A 15,449-nucleotide genomic window follows, 5' to 3' on the forward strand; every position below is an offset into this window, starting at 1 on the left:
CAGTGAAGCCGGCCGCGTTCGTCACTCCACCCGCAACCTGGCGACTTTCGCCAGCGACTGCCAGACCGCGAGGTCCCGGTGGACGGTGGCGCCGAACTGCTCCGCGTTCTTGATCGGCGGGCGCGGCATGTTCTGCGCGGCGAACTTCTGGATGATCTCTTCGGTCGACAGGATGCGGTTGATCTCCTGGTTCAGGCGCGCGACCACCTCGCGCGGCGTGGCCGCCGGCGCAAAGATGCCGTACCAGCCGTCCACGTCGGAGCGGTAGCCCTGCTCGGTCAGCGTGGGCACTTCCGGCAGCGCGGGTCCGCGGGCGGAGCCGGTGCTGCCGAGTGCGATCAGCCTGCCGCTGCGGATGTGCGGAACCGGCGATGCGATGTCGACGAAGCCCACGCCGATGATGTTGCCCAGCAGGTCGGTCACCAGCGGCGAGACGCCCTTGTAGGGCACATGCGCGATGCTGATGCCGTACTGGGCCTTGATGCCCTCCAGCACCAGGTGGCCGGTCGAGCCGTTGCCCCAGGAACCGCAGGCCAGCTTGTCGGGGTTGGCCTTGGCCTGGCGAACGAGGTCTGCCAGCGAGCGGATACCCGTCGACGGGTTCGCCACCAGCAGGATGCCGGCGGCGCCGACCTGCGCGATGGGCAGAAGGTCTTTCTGCGTGTCGTAGGGCATCTTCGGCTGGATGACCGGGTTGATCGCAATCGCCGAGGACGGCGACAGCAGGATGGTGTAGCCATCGGGCGCCGCCTTGGCGACGGTGTCATTGCCGATCAGGCCGTTCGCGCCGGGCTTGTTGTCCACGACCACCGGCTGCCCGAGGGCCTGCTGCAGCGGCACGGACAGCAGGCGCGCGAAGATGTCCGAGCCGGCACCCGGAGGGCCGGGCACCACCAGGCGGATCGGGCGCGCCGGCCAGGCGCCGGCTTCGCTGGCCCATGTTTGGCCCTGAAGGGCGAGCAGCCCCGCGCCCGCCAGCAGGCGGCGGCGTGAAATGGTCGGTGGAATCATGCAAAAGTCTCCTTGTTGTGATCTCGGGCCGCGGCGGCGCCGAGGCGAAGCACCTGGCCGGTCAGGAACTGCGCCCGGGGGCCGGCCATGTAGTCGAGCAGCGGCAGGCAGGCGTCGGGTGCGAGATCGCGCGGCAGCTCCAGCGCGTTGATGCGCAGCGCGTGCGAGCCCCATTCGGCGGCCAGCGTGGCGACCAGCATCCGTGCCGCATCGGCATCGCCGGCCATCTGCCAGTCGAGCCCCGGTTCGGGCGCAGGCATCAGCAGCGTGAGGCTGGCGTGCGCCGCATGGCGCGCGCGGAAGCAGCGCGCCGCATCGAGCACCGCATCGAGCCGAGAGCCCGGCGGCGCATCCAGCGCGCGCGCATCGGCAACACCCGCGTAGCCCGTGGAGCCCGCATGGCTCGCATGGCTCGCATGGCTCGCATGAGAGCGAACCCATTTGTCCAGGGCGGCGCGCCACAGCGGTTCGCGCACCGCCTCGCAACTCGGGCGCAAGGGCGCATCGAACGCCAGGGGCGGACGTTCGCAAGGCGGCAACGGCTGGCTGCCTCCGCACACGGACGAGCCGCCGTCCAGCACCAGCAGCCGGCCGGTGAGCACGCGCGCGCCCGGACTGGCCAGGAAGCACAAGGCGTCGGCCATCTCCTCGGGCTCGGCCATGCGGCCCATGGGAATCTTCGACGCCGCCTGCGCGGGGTCCAGCCGTCCACCGTCGATCAGGCGTTGCACGAGTTCGGTTCTCACGAAACCCGGTGCGAGCGTGGTCACCGTCCAGTCGGGCCTGGCGTGCGCCAGCGCGCGGCCCTGCCCGATCAATCCGGCCTTGCTCGGGCTGTAGAGGCCGCGCCAGGGAATGGCTCGCAGGCCCGCCCCGGAAGCCACGTTGACGATGCGCGCCCCCGGCCGCAAATGCGGGGCGCACGCCTGCACCACGCGCGCCGGTGCCGCCAGGTTGAGCGCCAGCAGGCGCGCCGCGCCGCCGTCGTCATGGCCGGATGTCGCCTCGGCGCCGCCGGCCGACATGCCCGCGTTGTTGACCAGCGCATCGAGCGGCGGAACCTCCAGGCGCAGGCGTTCGATGCGGGCCGCGTCCGTCAGGTCTGCCACCAGGCCCAGCGGCCTCTGGGCTCCGGCCGGCCAGAGCGCTTCGGTGCGTTCCAATGCGGCCGCGTCGGCGTCGACCATCACGCAGCGCCATCCCGCGCGCGCCAGGCCCAGCGCCGCGGCGCGGCCGATGCCGGCGCCTGCGCCGGTGATCAGCACGCTGCGAGATTCAGCCATCAGCCGCCTCGCACGTTGTGCAGCAGCGCATACACCGCATCGTGCGGTGCACGGCCGCCGACGGGCTGGCGCGCACCGAACAGGGCCGCGTCGTCCTGCGCCAGCTCGGGCCGCGTGCGCTCCTCGATCCAGTCATAGACCACGGTTCGCGCGGCCACGCGCCATTCGCCGCCGCGACGCTCGAAGCGATCCGCATAGCGGCCGCAAAGAAAGGTCTCGCGATCCGGCTGCGCGGCCGTGGACTGCAATGCAATAAAGCTGCTTTCCACGGCAGCCAAGTCGCCGTGCAGTTCGATCAGCACATTGGTGATCTGGTGGACGCGGCGCCCGCCCTGCCGCAGCCTGGGCAGCGCCTGCGCGATGAAGCCGGCGGCGCTGCCGTTCCAGGCCCCGTGGCAATCGGTGGCGTCCTCCCAGTAGGCCGAACGCAATGCGTCTTCGTCGCAGCGGTCGATGCCCCGGCAATAGCGCAGCAGGCAGTCGCGGATCGCTTCCCGGTCCAGCAGCGACTGCAAGGCTGCCGGCACGGTCTGCGGCTCGCTCATGCAGCGGCGGGCGCGGCGCGCCGGAACAGCTGCAGCAGGTTGCCTTCCGGGTCGCGCAGCGACAGCACGGCGCCGTGGGCACCCATGTCGCGCAGGCCCAGCACCTGGCCGCCGGCGGCCGCAATGCGCTCCGGCGCCCCCTCGAAGTCATCCACCTCCAGCACCATCACCAGGCCGCCGGTGGCAGGCGCGGCCTCTTCGAGGCAGGCCAGCGCCACGTTGGTATTGCCCGCGCCGTACTGGATCCAGCGGTCGCCATCGCGGAACTTCATCGGCAGGCCGAGCGCGCCTTCATAGAAGCCGTGCAGGCTGGCGGGATCCCTTGCCGCGACGAACACGTTCTGCACCCGCTTGGGCGGTCGCACCGCGCCGCTCACAGCGAGGTCTCCGAGGCGCCGCCGTCCAGGCGCAGCACGTCCGCATTGAAGAAGCGCGATTCGTCGCCGGCCAGGAAGCAGATCGCGTCCGCAATGTCTTCCACCGTGCCCAGGCGGCCCAGCGGCGTGCGGCCGATGCGCTTGGCGTCGAGCTCCGCATTGCGATGCTTGGCCGTGCCCTCGGTGGGGATGGCGCCGGGCGCCACCGCGTTCACGCGGATGTTGCGGGCGCCCAGGTCGGCGGCCGAAGCCCGGGTAATGCCCAGGACGCCGGCCTTGATGCCGCTGTAGACCACCGAGCGCATGGGCGACTTGAAAGCCGCGATGGATGCCACGTTGACGATGGAGCCGCCGCGCTGCGGGTCCATCGCCTCCGCCGCGGCCTGTATGCCCCAGATCACCGACTTGAAGCCGATCTCCACCATGCGGTCCATCACCTCCGGGGTGATTTCGGCGAGCGGCTGGTAGCGCACCCAGGCCGCGTTGTTGACCATGATGTCCAGCCGTCCCGCGTCGCTGGCGAACTGCGCCACCGCCTCGCGCATCCCTTCGCGCGTCGACACGTCGCACGGCAGCCCGATGGCCTGGCCGCCCAGGGCGCGGATCTCGGCCACGGCCTCTTCCACGAATTCCGGCTTCAGGTCGTTGATGCCGACGGTCGCGCCCAGGCGCGCCATGGCCCGCGCGGTGGCGCGGCCGATGCCGTGGCCGGCGCCGCTGATGAAGGCCGCACGGCCTGAAAGAGACATGTTCATGGCTTGGCTTTCATGGTTTGTTCCTCGGGCACCAGCAGCGCATCCAGCGCATGGGCGCCGCGTCCCTGCTCCAGCACCATCAAGGGGTTGATATCGATCTCCGACACGTCCTGGGCATGGCGCATGGCGAATCGCGACAGCGCCGCGACGGCCTTGGCGGCCGACTGCACGTCGGCCCGGGGCCGCCCGCGCGCGCCGTCGAGCAGCGCGAAGGCCTTGAGCGAGCGCAGCATGGCGGTGGCCTGCGCCTCGTCGACGGGCGCCGGCTGCAGCGCCACGTCCTTGAAGATCTCGGCGAAGATGCCGCCCAGCCCGACCATCACCATCGGACCGAACACCGGGTCTTTCTTGGTGCCCAGGATCAGCTCGACACCCCCCTGCACCATCTGCGCGACCAGCACGCCGGCGATGCGGGCTTCGGGCGCCTTCTGCGCCACGCGCGCCAGCAGGTTCGCGTATTCCTCGATCAGTTGCGCCTCGGACCGCACGCCGACGAACACGCCGCCGACCTCGGTCTTGTGGGCGATGTCGGGCGAGACGATCTTCAGCACCAGGGGAAAGCCCAGCGCACGAGCCGCGGCCAGCGCCTCGTCACGGTTGGCTGCGATCACCTCCTGCGGCACGGGCAGGCCGGCCTGCGACAGGACGGCCTTGGCGCTTGCCTCTGTGGCGAAGGCTTCCGCTGCCAGCGGCATGCGCTCGATGGCCGCCGCGGCGGTCTCCGTGGTGCCTCGCGCGCCGAAGCGCAACAGCGCAGCCAGAGTCGCGCAAGCGGCATCGATGCCCTCCACCACGGGGAAGCCCATGCCGTTGAGCGTGGCCCGCACCTCCTGGGGCGCGCGGGCACACAGCAGGATCAGGCGCGAGGGATGGTCCCTGCGCACCTGCTCCAGCGCGGAAAGAAACACATCGCGCAGACGGGGCAGGTGGAAGGCGTTGGCCGACTGCAGGATCAGCGCGTCGCAACTGGCATCCCGCGCCACGGCATCGAGCATCTGCGCCAGCACTTCGGGCCGGCTCGACACCTGCGCCGTCATGTCCACCGGATTGGAGGGCGAGGCGAAGGGCACCACCGACAGGATGCGCTCCTGCGTGTGCGCGGCCAGCTTGGGCAAAGCCAGGCCCTGCGCGCTGGCCGCATCGGCCAGCAGCACGCCGAAGCCGCCCGAGGCGGTGAGCACGGCCACGCGGTTGCCGCCCGGCACATGCGCCGGCCCGACGACGGACAGCGCGTGGCCCACTTCGAGCAACTGCTCGATGCTGGGCACGCGAATGGCGCCGCCCTTGCGCAGCACGGCGTCGAACACGGCGTCGGAGCAGGCCAGCGCGCCGGTGTGCGAGGCCGCGGCCTCGCTGCCTGCCTCGGAGACCCCGACCTTCAGCACCACCAGCGGCTTGCCGGCCTCGCGGGCCATGGCCATGGCCCGGATCAGCTTGTCGCCGTCGCGGCAGGTTTCCATGCAGCACAGGATCACGCGGGTGCCGGGGTCGCCCGCCAGAGACGCGATGGCGTCGGCGATGTCCACGTCGCATTCGTTGCCAGTGGTCAGCATGCGGCTGACGCCCAGGCCGCGCTCGCCGGCCAGGCGCAGCGTGAAGCTGCCCAGGTTGCCGCTCTGCGAGACGATGCCCACGGAGCCGGCCACGGGAAACGACGACTCCAGCGCCACCGAGAAGGTGGCGATGCTCCTGTCGGGCACGCCGATCGCGCCCAGGCAGTTCGGGCCGACCACGCGCATGCCGGCGGCGCGGGCCACCTCGCCGATCTGCTCCTGCAGTTGGCGGCCCTCGTCGCCCATCTCGGAGAATCCGGCGGACAGGATCACCGCGGCCTTCACGCCGCGCCGGGCACACCCGCGCACCACGTCGAGCACGCCCGCGGGCGGCACGGCGACCACGGCCAGCTCGGGTACTTCAGGCACGTCGTCCACGCTCGCATAGGCCGGCAGGGACTGCACCAGGCCGCCCTTGCGGTTGATCGGGTAGATGCCGCCCGCGTAGCCATACTTCTGCAGGAACTGCAGCGGACGGCCGCCGATCTTGGTGACGTCGTCCGACGCACCGAAGATGGCGATCGAGCGCGGGCTGAACAGCGCGTCCATGCCGCGCCCCACTTCCACGGCCTGCATCTCAGCGCCCCTTGTAGACAGGCTTGCGCTTCTCCAGGAAGGCCTTGCGGGCCTCCTGCGCATCCTCGGTCCGCGACAGGGCCATGGTGATGTTCTGCTCGAAGCGGTAGCCGTCGCGCTGCGGCATCAGGTCCATCATGTTGGCGGCCTGCTTGGCATAGGCCACGGCCATCGGTGCCTTGGAGGCGATCTCCTGCGCGATCTCCATGGCCAGCGGCATCAGCTCCCCGGCGGGCACCACCTCGTCGAGCACGCCACGGCGGTACAGCTCGGCCGCGGACACCTTCATGCCGGTGAAGAACATGCGGCGCGTGAACGAACGCCCGAACATGGTCCTGAGCATCGAGACACCGCCCGCGAGCCCCACGTTGATCTCCGGCATGGCGAAAGTGGCGTCGTCGCTCGCCAGGAAGATGTCGCAGGCGGCCATGAGGCCGAAGCCCGCCCCCAGCGCGGGACCGTTGACCGCGGCGATCACCGGCTTGGCGCATTCGCGGATGGCGTTGCCGGTCTCGCGCGTCCAGCGGTTGTGGTCGAGAAAGTCGCCCGCCTTCCCGGCGTCGGGGCGGTCCTTGAGGTCCGCGCCGGAGCAGAAGAACTTGCCGGTGCCCGTGAGGATCGCCACGCGCACGTCGGCGCGCTCGGACACCTCGTCGAAGATCTCGATCAGGCGGCGGCGGGTGGCGCGGTCGAGCGCATTGACCGGCGGCTTGTCTAGCCGGATGACGGCGATGTGGTCGGAAACTTCCAGATTGATGCTCATCGCACACTCCCGGTTTGGTTGGAAAGAGAAGCAGTCGGCGTGGCGCACGCCTGCGGCGCCAGCAACCGGGCGACATGCAGGAGCCGGTCGCCGTAGCGGAACTCCGAGGCGATGAGGCGCTGCGCGGTGCGGGTGGCCAGCACCTCCTCGCTCACGCCCATGCCGCCGTGCATCTGGATGGCCGATTCGGCGCAGGCGCGCGCCGACTCGGCCAGCGACACCTTGGCCAGGCGCAGCGTGCGGCGCAGGCCGGCCGCGTGCTGCTCGTGTTCGTGGAAGCAATGGATCACCAGGCCCTTGGCGCCCAGGTACTTCACGTACATGTCGGCCACGCGATGGCGCAGCACCTGGAAAGTGGAAAGCGCCACGCCGAACTGGCGCCGCTCCTTCAGGTGACTGACGGTCTGGCGGATGAGCGTGGCCATCGCGGCCACCGTGTCGGCGGCGGTCAGCAGCAAGGCGGCATCGGTGGCTTTCTCCAGCGCCTCGCGGGCGGCAGCGCCACGCGCGATGCACGCGCCCTCGGGCACGGCGAGCCCCTGCAGCACGAAGTCCGCGCCCTCGCGGCCCTCCATGGTCCTGTAGCGGGCCTTCGGTGCGCCGACGCGCTCGGCGTCGACCAGGAAGATGGCGTCCTCGCCATCGACCCGCGCGGGCACGAGGTAGTGCGAGGCAGGCAGCGTGACGTCGACGCCCTGCACCGTGCCGCTCAGCTCGTAGCCGATGTCCAGGTGCCGGGCCGCCAGGGCGGTGTCGTCGGGCATGCCGGACAGCGCGGTCAGCGGCGCCACCTGCGCGCTGCCCTCGGCCACGGCCTCCAGCCAGCGCCCGGCCGTCTCTGCACCCGCGGCCTGCAGCAGCAGCGGCACGACGGCGCAGGTCTCGACCACCGGAAGCTGCAGGCCATGCGTGGCCAGCCCCTCGACGATGGACGCGAGATCGCTCAGGCTGCCGCCGACGCCGCCGGCCTCCTCGGGCACGAGGGTGGCCGTCCAGCCCAGTTCGCGCACGGGGTCGCCCTGCAGCGCCCGGTCCGCGTGATCCTGGGCATAGCGGCTCGCCGAATCCAGCAGCATGCCGGGAAAGAGCGATGGGAAGGATGTGGACATGGCTCAGGCTCCCAGCAGTTCGTTGGCGACGACGTTGCGCTGCACCTCGGAGGTGCCGCCGGCGATGGTGCGGGCGCGCGTGAACATGTAGTTCTGTATCCAGGTGGCGTCGGGCACGTCATCCCCCGCATCGGCAAGGAAGCGATGGGCCGCATCGGGGCCGACCGCGTCCAGCGCGATGGTCGTCAGCCGCTGCGCGACGTCGGCGCAGGTCATCTTGATGACGGAGGGCTGCACGCCCAGCGGGCGCTGGTGGATCAGGTCGTCGGTGGCCTGCGCCATCATCACGCGCGCGCCTTTCACGTCGGCCTCGCACAGCAACAGCTTGTGGTGCAGCCCGCCGAAGTCGCGCCGGCCCGCGGCGGCGCGGCTCGCCTCCTCGACCAGTTGCGTGACCTGGCGGCGCATGAGCTCCAGCCGCGCCACGTTGGCCGGCGGCAGGCGTTCGCGCTCGAGCAGGAACTTCGCGCAGGTCCAGCCCTTGCCGACCTCGCCCACGAGGTTGTCGGCCCGCACGCGCACTTCGTCGAAGAACACCTCATTCAGGTGGTGCCAGCCGTCGATGGTCTTGATGGGGCGCACGGTGATTCCCGGGCTGTCCATGGGCACCAGCAGCAGCGAGATGCCTTCCTGCTTCTTCGCCTCCTTCGAGGTGCGAACCAGCATGTAGATCATGCTGGCCTCGTGCGCATGCGAGGTCCAGATCTTCTGGCCGTTGACGACCCACTCGCCGCCGTCGAGCCGCGCACTGGTCGACAGCGAGGCCAGGTCGGAGCCCGAGCCCGGCTCCGAATAGCCCTGGCACCACCAGTCCGAGCCGTCGAGGATGCGCGGCAGGAACCGGGCTTTCTGCTCGGGCGTGCCGAAACGGATGATCACCGGGCCGATGTGGCCCAGCCCGTGGTGATAGAGAGGCGGACAGTCGTTCTCGGCCATCACCTCCTCGAAGATGAGGCGCTGGCGGATGTCCCATCCGGTGCCGCCGGCTTCGACCGGCCAGCTCGGCGCGCCCCAGCCACGGGTGGCGAGGATCTTCTGCCAGGCCTGGTACTCGCGCTTGGTGATCTTCTGCCCGGCCGCGACGACGGCGCGGATCTCGGGTGGGCAGGCATCGCGCGCGAACGATTCGAGTTCGCGCCGGAAGCCGGCGTAGTCGATGGACATCTTGTCTCCTGTGGAATGACGGAAAGGCTCAGCCCCTGCGCAACTGCGTGATCAGCTCGTCCAGGGCGGCCGCGGCGCCGTCGGCATCGCGCCGGCGCAGGTTGTGCGCCACCTTGCGGCGCAGCGGAAAAAGGTCGGGTCGCGGACGCACCGAGAGCACGTGCGTCATGCGCTCGCGCAGCACGCTGGTCATGGTCTGCGCCATCAGCGTCAGCGCCTCGTTGTGGCCTGCGGCCGCGATCGAGGCGAAGAACGCGCTGGCGGAGGCAATGCGCTCCTTCAGCGGTGCGTCGTCGGGGTGCGCCTCGATGGTGTCGGCGGCCTCGTGCACCGCGTCCAGCTCGGCCTCGGTGGCGCGTTCGCTGGCCAGGCGCAGCAGCGTGCCGTAGAGCGTGCGGTAGGCCTCGTCGATGTCGGCGTCTCCCAGCCGCCCTTCCACGACCAGCTTGCGCAGCGACTCAGCCAGCTTCATGTAGGCGCCCTTGTAGAACACCAGCGCCTGCTCGGACGCCCCGGCGCTCAGGTGGCGCACCTCGCCGATGAAGATGGTGTGGTCGCCCGCCTCGTGCGCGGCATGCACGCTGCACTCGAAGCCCACCAGGCAGTCGTCGATCAACGGCATGCCCAGCGAGCCGGCGCGCCAGGGCACGCCGTCGAACTTGTCCTCGATCTTGCTCGACGCGAAGCGGCCCGACAGCGCGTCCTGCTGCTCGGACAGGATGTTGATGGCAAAGCCGTCCGCAGCCTGGAAGGTGGACAGCAGGCGGCTGGCATTGCGCAGGCTGAACAGCACCAGCGGCGGATCCAGCGACACCGAGCTGAACGAGTTGCAGGTCAGGCCCGCGGGCTGCCCGTCGGGTGCGCGCGTGGTGATGACGGCCACGCCGGTCGGAAAGCAACCGAGCAGCTGGCGGAACTGGGCAGGCTCGATGAGGGAGCGGATGCCTTCGGCGGCTTCGGACATGGCGTCTCCAGGCACGCGGGCTCAGGCCGCTGCGAGTTCGGCCTTGGCCGCCGGCCGGTGCGGCGGATCGTTGGCGATCTCCTGCTGCACCGTCGGAATGATGACCTTGCCCCACACCTCGAGCTGGCGCAGCATGGTCGGGTGGTCGAAGTCGCCCATCTGGGTCTGGAAGCAGTAGTGCACCGGCTTGAGCGTGCGGATCTCGTTGACCACGCGTTCGATCACGGTGTCGATGTCGCCCACGGGCAGCAGCGCGCGCATCTCGTCCAGCGAGGGTTCGCCTTCGACGATGCCTTCCTCGACCTGGTAGTCGTCGGCGATCTGCGCGGTGCGGCGCTTCAGGCTGACGGCGATGCGGCGCTGGTAGCGCGCGCACTCGAGGTAGCTTTCCACCTCGGCCTTGTCGTTGCTCGCAAAGGCCGCGCGCAGCAGGCCGACCTGCACGCCCGCGGGGTCCTTGCCCTCGGCCGCGGCCACCTTGTCGATGAGGCCACGGGTGCTCGCCAGCTTCTCCAGCCCGCCGTCGCCGCCGGAGACGAACACGTGGTGACCGGACTTCACGGCGCGCGACAGGAAGGCCGGGTCGACGCTGGTGATCCACATCGGCGGCATCGGCCGCTGCACCGCGCGCTGGCTGATCGCGCTCATGGGCTGCTGGTAGTACTCGCCGTCATAGCTGAACTTGGGCTGCCGCAGGCCGGCTTCGAGCATGTCGAGCATCTCGAAGGTGCGGCCCTTGGCCGACTCCAGCGACACGCCGAAGCGCTCGAACTCGAAGTGCTGGTAGCCAGAGCCGATGCCCAGGTTCAGGCGGCCGTTGGACAGCTGGTCGACCATCGCCACGTCCGCGATCAGGCGCGCCGGCGTGTACAGCGGAGCGACGACAATGCCCGTCCCCAGGCGGATGTTGCGCGTGACCGCGGCGCAGTGCGCGATCATGGTCAGCGGCGACGAGCACATGCCGTAGTTGCTGAAGTGGTGCTCGGCGTACCAAGCGGCACCGAAGCCCAGTTCGTCCGCCAGGCGCGTCTGCTCGACGGCGTCGCGCAGAATCTGGTGGGACGTCTTATGCTTGTTCCGTTGCTGCATCAAAATGAAGATTCCGAAGTCCATCGCTGTTGCTCCTGGTTGGCTGGTTCTGATCGAGGCCAATCGTAGGAACACGAGCCCTCGCTGGATCACCAGCGCATGCACAGCTTCTTTGCGTCTTTCGAAATGAAAGCGCTCGATTCGCTGCGCATCTTTGTCGCCACCCAGCGCAAGGGGAGCCTCTCGGCCGCGGCCCGCAGCCTCAGTCTTTCGCCGGCGACCATCTCGCGGCGCATCAGTGCGATGGAAGAAGAACTGGGCGTGCAGCTGGTGGACCGCACCAGCCGCAACCTCAAGGTGACCGAAGCGGGCCAGGCCTTCCTGGAACGGGCCGAGGCGATGCTGGAGCTCATGAACGAGGCCGAGCAGGCCGTGCACAGCGCGCGCGAACGGCCGGAAGGCCGCCTGCGCGTGCACTCCCGGACACACATCGCCCTGCGGGTGCTGGCACCGCTGCTGCCGCGTTTCGCGGAGCTCTATCCGGACATCCGAGTCGAGCTGGAACTCTCGGAGCATCCGATCAACCTGGTGGACCAGGACTTCGATGTCGACATCCGCACCGGTGAGTCCAACGATTCGGGATTCGTCATCAAGCGGCTGCTGTCGAGCGACGAGGTGCTGGTGGCCAGCCCGGCCTTCCTGAAGACCTACTCCCGCATCCGGCATCCCTCCGACTTGCCGCAGGTGCGCTGCCTCACCTATCGGCGCGACCGCGAGATCACCACCTGGAAGTACATCGACCAGGCCGGAGAGCAGCAGGAGCTGCTCATCCAGGGCGTGCTGAGCGCCAACAACGGCGAGGTGCTGCGGCTGGCCGCCATCGGCGGCATGGGCGTGGCGCTGCTGTCCGAGGCCACCGTTCGGGACGACTTGCGCGAAGGCGCCCTGGTGCGGCTGCTGCCCGAATACCGATTCGCGGTGCGGGCCTTCTCGAACGGCATCTTCGCCGTCTTCCGGCAAAGCCGTGTGCTTCCGCTGAAGGTGCGGGCCTTCGTGGACTACGTGGCGGACGCGATGAGAAGCGAGACCGGCTAGCAATCTCCGAAGTGATGGGGCAGTCGTCCCGCCGCGGGAAGACCCTCGAGCTGGAACAGGCCGCCGTCCTGCGCCAGCGTGCCCTCCAGCCGCGTGCTGCGCGAAATGCTCGTGAGGTACAGGTGTTCGAGGCGCGGTCCGCCAAAGCAGATGCTCGTCGGATAGCTCACCGGCAGCTCGATCACGCGGTCCAGTTCGCCGTCCGGCGCATAGCGCGCCAGCCTGGCGGCGCGGGTCAGCACGGTCCAGAGAAACCCTTGCGAATCGGTCGTTGCGCCGTCGGGACCGGAGTCGAAGGCCTGCGTGCGAGCAAAGACGCGCTTGTTGCGCAGGGGACCGTCCGGGTCGTAGTCGTAGGCCCAGATGATCCGCTCCAGGCTGTCGGCCAGGTACAGCACGGCGCCGTCAGGGCTGAAGCAAGGCCCGTTGGCAAAGCCGATGTCGTCGGCCAGTTGTTCCACGCGGCAGTCGGTGCGCAGCCGGTAGAGCCCGCCCAGCACGGGCTCGCCGGCCTGGCGGTCGATGTGCATGGTGCCCGCCAGGAAGTTGCCGGCCGCATCGCATTTGCCGTCGTTGAAGCGTACCTTCGGATGGTCCACGGGAATGCCGGCCAGGTGCTCCAGCCTGCGCGTGGCGAAGTCATAGCGCGCGAAGCTTTTGCGCAGCGCCACCACGACGGCCGCGCTGCGGCAAGGCGCGATCGAGCCCACGGGCGCGGGCAGCTGGTGACGTTCGGCCTGCACGGCCTCCAGGGGCAGCCTCCAGAGCGTGCCGGGCAGTGCGTCGATCCAGGTCAGGGCCTGGGCGTCGGCATCCCAGCAGGGGCTCTCGCCCAATTGATCCTTGGTCGTCCCGACTCTGGTGATCTTCACGGTCATCGGCCAAGTGTGTGGGCGGGCCGGGGGCTCCCGGCTGCGGATCACGCAAAGCTGCTTTTCATTCCCTGCCGATCAACACGCCGGGCGGCCATCTAGACTGATTCGAGAGTCCGGATCCGGACCGAAGCTGGAGACAAAATGAGCTATCGCAAACTCGTCATGGGGCTGGCACTGTGTGCCTGCGCCATCGCCCCCACCCTGGCCCTCGCACAGCAGGTGACCCGCATCGTCGTGCCCTTCGCAGCCGGCGGCGGCACCGACCAGTACTGCCGCATCCTGGCCCAGGAGCTCAACAAGCAGGGGCTCAACGTCATCATCGAGAACAAGCCCGGCGCCAGCGGCATCCTCGCGGCCGACTACGTCGCCCGCGCGAAGCCGGACGGACAGACGGTGCTCGTGTCCTCGCTCGGCACGCTCGCGAACAACAGCGTTCTCTACGACAAGTTGCCCTACGACCCCGCGAAGGATTTCTCGCCGGTCACGCAGATCGCCTACCAACCCGCCATCGTCGTGGGCCGCACCGACCTGCCGTACAAGAACATCAAGGAAATGGTGGCCTACGCCAAGCAGAACCCGGGCAAGATCAACCGCGGTTCGCCGGGGGCGGCGATCCTGACGAACCTGGCTCCCCTCGCCTTCGAGAAGGAACAGGGCTTCAGCACCCTGCACATTCCGTTCAACGGCGACGCCCCTGCGCTCCAGGCCCTGCTGGGCAACCAGATCGACATCCACGGCACCTCCATCACCGGATCGCTGCCCTATGTGAAGTCGGGCAAGTTGCGCGTGCTGGGCGTGATGGACTCGCAGCGCCTGCCGCAGGTGCCCGATGCGCCCACCTTCAAGGAGCAGGGCTTCGACATGGAAGCCAGGCTCTGGTATTCCCTTTCGGTGCCTGCCGGCACGCCCAAGCCGGCGATCGACCGCCTGAACAAGGCCGTGAACAAGGTGATCGCCGACCCCGAGTTCGTGGCCCGGGCCCATGCGATCGGCATGGAGCCCCAGGGCGGCACACCCGAAGAACTGGGCAAGTTCATCAAGGCCGAGGCGGACCGCTGGGTTCCGCTGCTGCAAAGCCTCAACCTGCCCAAGCAGGCGCAGTAAGCGGCAGGGCCCTCGGGCCCTGCCCGCTTACTTGATGATGCTCCTGCTGCCCAGGGCTTCGAGCTGCGCCTCGCCCATGTCGAGCAGCTCGCGCAGCACTTCGGCCGTGTGCTCCCCCAGGTGCGGCGGCGGATGGCGCACACCGGCGCGCGCGCCGTCGATGATGTAGGGCGGCGCGTGGACGGCCTGCGCTCCCGCCTGCGTGTCCTCGAAGCTGTGCCAGACCTGCGTCTGCGCCGTGCGCTCCGACTGCAACGCCTCGTAGAGGCCGAGCACCTCGCCGCAGGGAATGCCGGCCTTGTTCATGCGGCCGATGAGATCGGCGCGCGAGAACCGCCCGATCTTGCCGAGCAGTATGGGCAGCAGTTCGTGCCGGTGCCTGGAGCGTTCGGTGTTGGTGGCGAACTTCGGATCGACAGGCAGTTCCGGGCAGAAGATCACCTCGTCGCAGAACTTTTTGAACTGGCCGTTGTTTCCGACCGCTATCACCAGCGGTCCGTCCGCGGCCTCGAACACGCCGTACGGCACGATCGACGGATGCGAGTTGCCGAACTTCGCCGGATCCCCCCGGTTGAGCCAGGCGGTCAGCCCGTAGTAGGACGTGATCATCATCCCGCTGTCGTACAGCGACATCTGGATGTGGCGGCCTTGGCCGGTGCGCGTGCGCTCGTACAGCACGGCCAGGATGGCCTGGGCCGAGTACATGCCGGTGAACATGTCAACCGCGGCAATGCCGAACTTCAGCGGCCCCTGCCCTTCTTCGCCATTCATGGCCATCAAGCCGGTCTCGCCCTGGATCACGAGGTCGTAGCCCGGGCGCGCCTTCTCGTCGCTCAGCACCGAATAGCCCGAAATCGAGCAGTAGATGATCTCCGGGTTGATGCTGCGCAGGTCTTCATAGCCCAGCCCCATCTTCTGCGCGCCGCCGTACTTGAAGTTCTGGATGACCACGTCGCACTGCGCCGCGAGCTTGCGCACGAGTTCCTGCCCGTCCTTGTCCTGCAGGTCCACGCAGATCGAGCGCTTGTTGCGGTTGCAGCTGTTGAAGTAGGACGTGTTGTGGCTGCCGATGCGCACGCCCCAGTCCCGCGTGTCGTCGCCGCGCTCCGGGTGCTCGACCTTGATCACGTCGGCGCCCAGGTCGGCCAGCGCCATGCCGCACAGCGGGCCCGCCATGACCCTGGAGAGGTCCAGCACACGCACGCCGGCAAGCGGCTGCATGGAAGAAGAGTGGTTCATTCGATAT

General features: G+C 69.2%; 15 protein-coding genes. 2 read left to right on the top strand and 13 right to left on the bottom strand.

Translation table 11 applies throughout. From position 1 onward, the window contains the following. Nucleotides 1–21 precede the first annotated feature (21 nt). Genes WIX39_RS29035 through WIX39_RS29085 form a run of 11 tightly spaced genes read right to left on the bottom strand, consistent with a single transcriptional unit; the run spans nt 22 to nt 11,213 of the window. Nucleotides 22–1,011: a Bug family tripartite tricarboxylate transporter substrate binding protein gene (locus WIX39_RS29035; RefSeq protein WP_409196625.1), complete on the bottom strand. Its 990-nt coding sequence runs from the start codon at nt 1,009–1,011 to the stop codon at nt 22–24. Continuing rightward, nucleotides 1,008–2,294: an SDR family oxidoreductase gene (locus WIX39_RS29040; RefSeq protein ID WP_409196626.1), complete on the bottom strand. Its 1,287-nt coding sequence runs from the start codon at nt 2,292–2,294 to the stop codon at nt 1,008–1,010. The genes WIX39_RS29035 and WIX39_RS29040 overlap by 4 nt, the downstream gene beginning before the upstream one ends. Then, entirely contained in the window at nt 2,294–2,839 is a 546-nt protein-coding gene (locus WIX39_RS29045) for a nuclear transport factor 2 family protein (RefSeq protein WP_409196627.1), read from the bottom strand. The genes WIX39_RS29040 and WIX39_RS29045 overlap by 1 nt, the downstream gene beginning before the upstream one ends. After that, a complete protein-coding gene (locus tag WIX39_RS29050) occupies nt 2,836–3,216 on the bottom strand; it encodes a VOC family protein (protein WP_409196628.1) in 381 nt (126 codons plus the stop codon). Before WIX39_RS29050 ends, WIX39_RS29045 begins: the two co-directional genes overlap by 4 nt. Beyond that, nucleotides 3,213–3,971 carry an SDR family NAD(P)-dependent oxidoreductase gene (locus WIX39_RS29055; protein WP_081267621.1) on the bottom strand — a complete coding sequence of 253 codons (759 nt, stop codon included), beginning with the start codon at nt 3,969–3,971 and terminating at the stop codon, nt 3,213–3,215. Before WIX39_RS29055 ends, WIX39_RS29050 begins: the two co-directional genes overlap by 4 nt. Further along, nucleotides 3,968–6,100, bottom strand: a complete 2,133-nt coding sequence (locus WIX39_RS29060) for an acetate--CoA ligase family protein (RefSeq protein ID WP_409196629.1) — start codon at nt 6,098–6,100, stop codon at nt 3,968–3,970. The genes WIX39_RS29055 and WIX39_RS29060 overlap by 4 nt, the downstream gene beginning before the upstream one ends. A gap of 1 nt (nt 6,101) precedes the next feature. Further along, complete coding sequence (locus WIX39_RS29065; RefSeq protein ID WP_081267619.1) at nt 6,102–6,863, bottom strand: enoyl-CoA hydratase/isomerase family protein; 762 nt, start codon at nt 6,861–6,863, stop codon at nt 6,102–6,104. Next, the gene (locus tag WIX39_RS29070) at nt 6,860–7,972 is read right to left on the bottom strand and encodes an acyl-CoA dehydrogenase family protein (protein WP_409196630.1); all 1,113 of its coding nucleotides are present in this window, start codon (nt 7,970–7,972) and stop codon (nt 6,860–6,862) included. Before WIX39_RS29070 ends, WIX39_RS29065 begins: the two co-directional genes overlap by 4 nt. Nucleotides 7,973–7,975: 3 nt before the next feature. Next, on the bottom strand, nt 7,976–9,136 hold the full coding sequence (locus tag WIX39_RS29075; RefSeq protein WP_081267617.1) for an acyl-CoA dehydrogenase family protein: 1,161 nt from the start codon (nt 9,134–9,136) through the stop codon (nt 7,976–7,978). Nucleotides 9,137–9,164: 28 nt separating this feature from the next. Then, entirely contained in the window at nt 9,165–10,100 is a 936-nt protein-coding gene (locus tag WIX39_RS29080) for a flavin reductase family protein (protein WP_081267616.1), read from the bottom strand. Nucleotides 10,101–10,121: 21 nt separating this feature from the next. Next, on the bottom strand, nt 10,122–11,213 hold the full coding sequence (locus tag WIX39_RS29085; protein WP_081267615.1) for an LLM class flavin-dependent oxidoreductase: 1,092 nt from the start codon (nt 11,211–11,213) through the stop codon (nt 10,122–10,124). A gap of 75 nt (nt 11,214–11,288) precedes the next feature. Between WIX39_RS29085 and WIX39_RS29090 the strand changes: the two genes are divergently transcribed. Then, nucleotides 11,289–12,224, top strand: coding sequence for a LysR family transcriptional regulator (locus WIX39_RS29090; protein ID WP_234383057.1), 936 nt, complete (start codon nt 11,289–11,291; stop codon nt 12,222–12,224). Here the strand turns inward: WIX39_RS29090 and WIX39_RS29095 are convergent. Beyond that, nucleotides 12,221–13,102: an SMP-30/gluconolactonase/LRE family protein gene (locus WIX39_RS29095; RefSeq protein WP_409196631.1), complete on the bottom strand. Its 882-nt coding sequence runs from the start codon at nt 13,100–13,102 to the stop codon at nt 12,221–12,223. The genes WIX39_RS29090 and WIX39_RS29095 overlap by 4 nt on opposite strands. Before the next feature lie 138 nt (nt 13,103–13,240). On the opposite strand from WIX39_RS29095, the gene WIX39_RS29100 reads away from it, so the two are divergent. Beyond that, complete coding sequence (locus WIX39_RS29100) at nt 13,241–14,203, top strand: Bug family tripartite tricarboxylate transporter substrate binding protein (RefSeq protein WP_285411245.1); 963 nt, start codon at nt 13,241–13,243, stop codon at nt 14,201–14,203. A gap of 27 nt (nt 14,204–14,230) precedes the next feature. On the opposite strand, the gene WIX39_RS29105 is transcribed toward WIX39_RS29100, so the two are convergent. Further along, a complete protein-coding gene (locus WIX39_RS29105; protein WP_409196632.1) occupies nt 14,231–15,442 on the bottom strand; it encodes a CaiB/BaiF CoA transferase family protein in 1,212 nt (403 codons plus the stop codon). Between the last annotated feature and the right edge of the window lie 7 nt (nt 15,443–15,449).

Source organism: Variovorax sp. AB1(2024) (assembly GCF_037482385.2).
In the GTDB taxonomy this organism is placed as follows: domain Bacteria; phylum Pseudomonadota; class Gammaproteobacteria; order Burkholderiales; family Burkholderiaceae_C; genus Variovorax.

Bases quoted from the DNA above. Each gene is read 5' to 3' on its own strand.
- WIX39_RS29035 (WP_409196625.1), bottom strand. From the start codon at position 1,011: ATGATTCCACCGACCATTTCACGCCGCCGCCTGCTGGCGGGCGCGGGG.
- WIX39_RS29040 (WP_409196626.1), bottom strand. From the start codon at position 2,294: ATGGCTGAATCTCGCAGCGTGCTGATCACCGGCGCAGGCGCCGGCATC.
- WIX39_RS29045 (WP_409196627.1), bottom strand. From the start codon at position 2,839: ATGAGCGAGCCGCAGACCGTGCCGGCAGCCTTGCAGTCGCTGCTGGAC.
- WIX39_RS29055 (WP_081267621.1), bottom strand. From the start codon at position 3,971: ATGAACATGTCTCTTTCAGGCCGTGCGGCCTTCATCAGCGGCGCCGGC.
- WIX39_RS29060 (WP_409196629.1), bottom strand. From the start codon at position 6,100: ATGCAGGCCGTGGAAGTGGGGCGCGGCATGGACGCGCTGTTCAGCCCG.
- WIX39_RS29065 (WP_081267619.1), bottom strand. From the start codon at position 6,863: ATGAGCATCAATCTGGAAGTTTCCGACCACATCGCCGTCATCCGGCTA.
- WIX39_RS29070 (WP_409196630.1), bottom strand. From the start codon at position 7,972: ATGTCCACATCCTTCCCATCGCTCTTTCCCGGCATGCTGCTGGATTCG.
- WIX39_RS29075 (WP_081267617.1), bottom strand. From the start codon at position 9,136: ATGTCCATCGACTACGCCGGCTTCCGGCGCGAACTCGAATCGTTCGCG.
- WIX39_RS29080 (WP_081267616.1), bottom strand. From the start codon at position 10,100: ATGTCCGAAGCCGCCGAAGGCATCCGCTCCCTCATCGAGCCTGCCCAG.
- WIX39_RS29085 (WP_081267615.1), bottom strand. From the start codon at position 11,213: ATGGACTTCGGAATCTTCATTTTGATGCAGCAACGGAACAAGCATAAG.
- WIX39_RS29090 (WP_234383057.1), top strand. From the start codon at position 11,289: ATGCACAGCTTCTTTGCGTCTTTCGAAATGAAAGCGCTCGATTCGCTG.
- WIX39_RS29095 (WP_409196631.1), bottom strand. From the start codon at position 13,102: ATGACCGTGAAGATCACCAGAGTCGGGACGACCAAGGATCAATTGGGC.
- WIX39_RS29100 (WP_285411245.1), top strand. From the start codon at position 13,241: ATGAGCTATCGCAAACTCGTCATGGGGCTGGCACTGTGTGCCTGCGCC.
- WIX39_RS29105 (WP_409196632.1), bottom strand. From the start codon at position 15,442: ATGAACCACTCTTCTTCCATGCAGCCGCTTGCCGGCGTGCGTGTGCTG.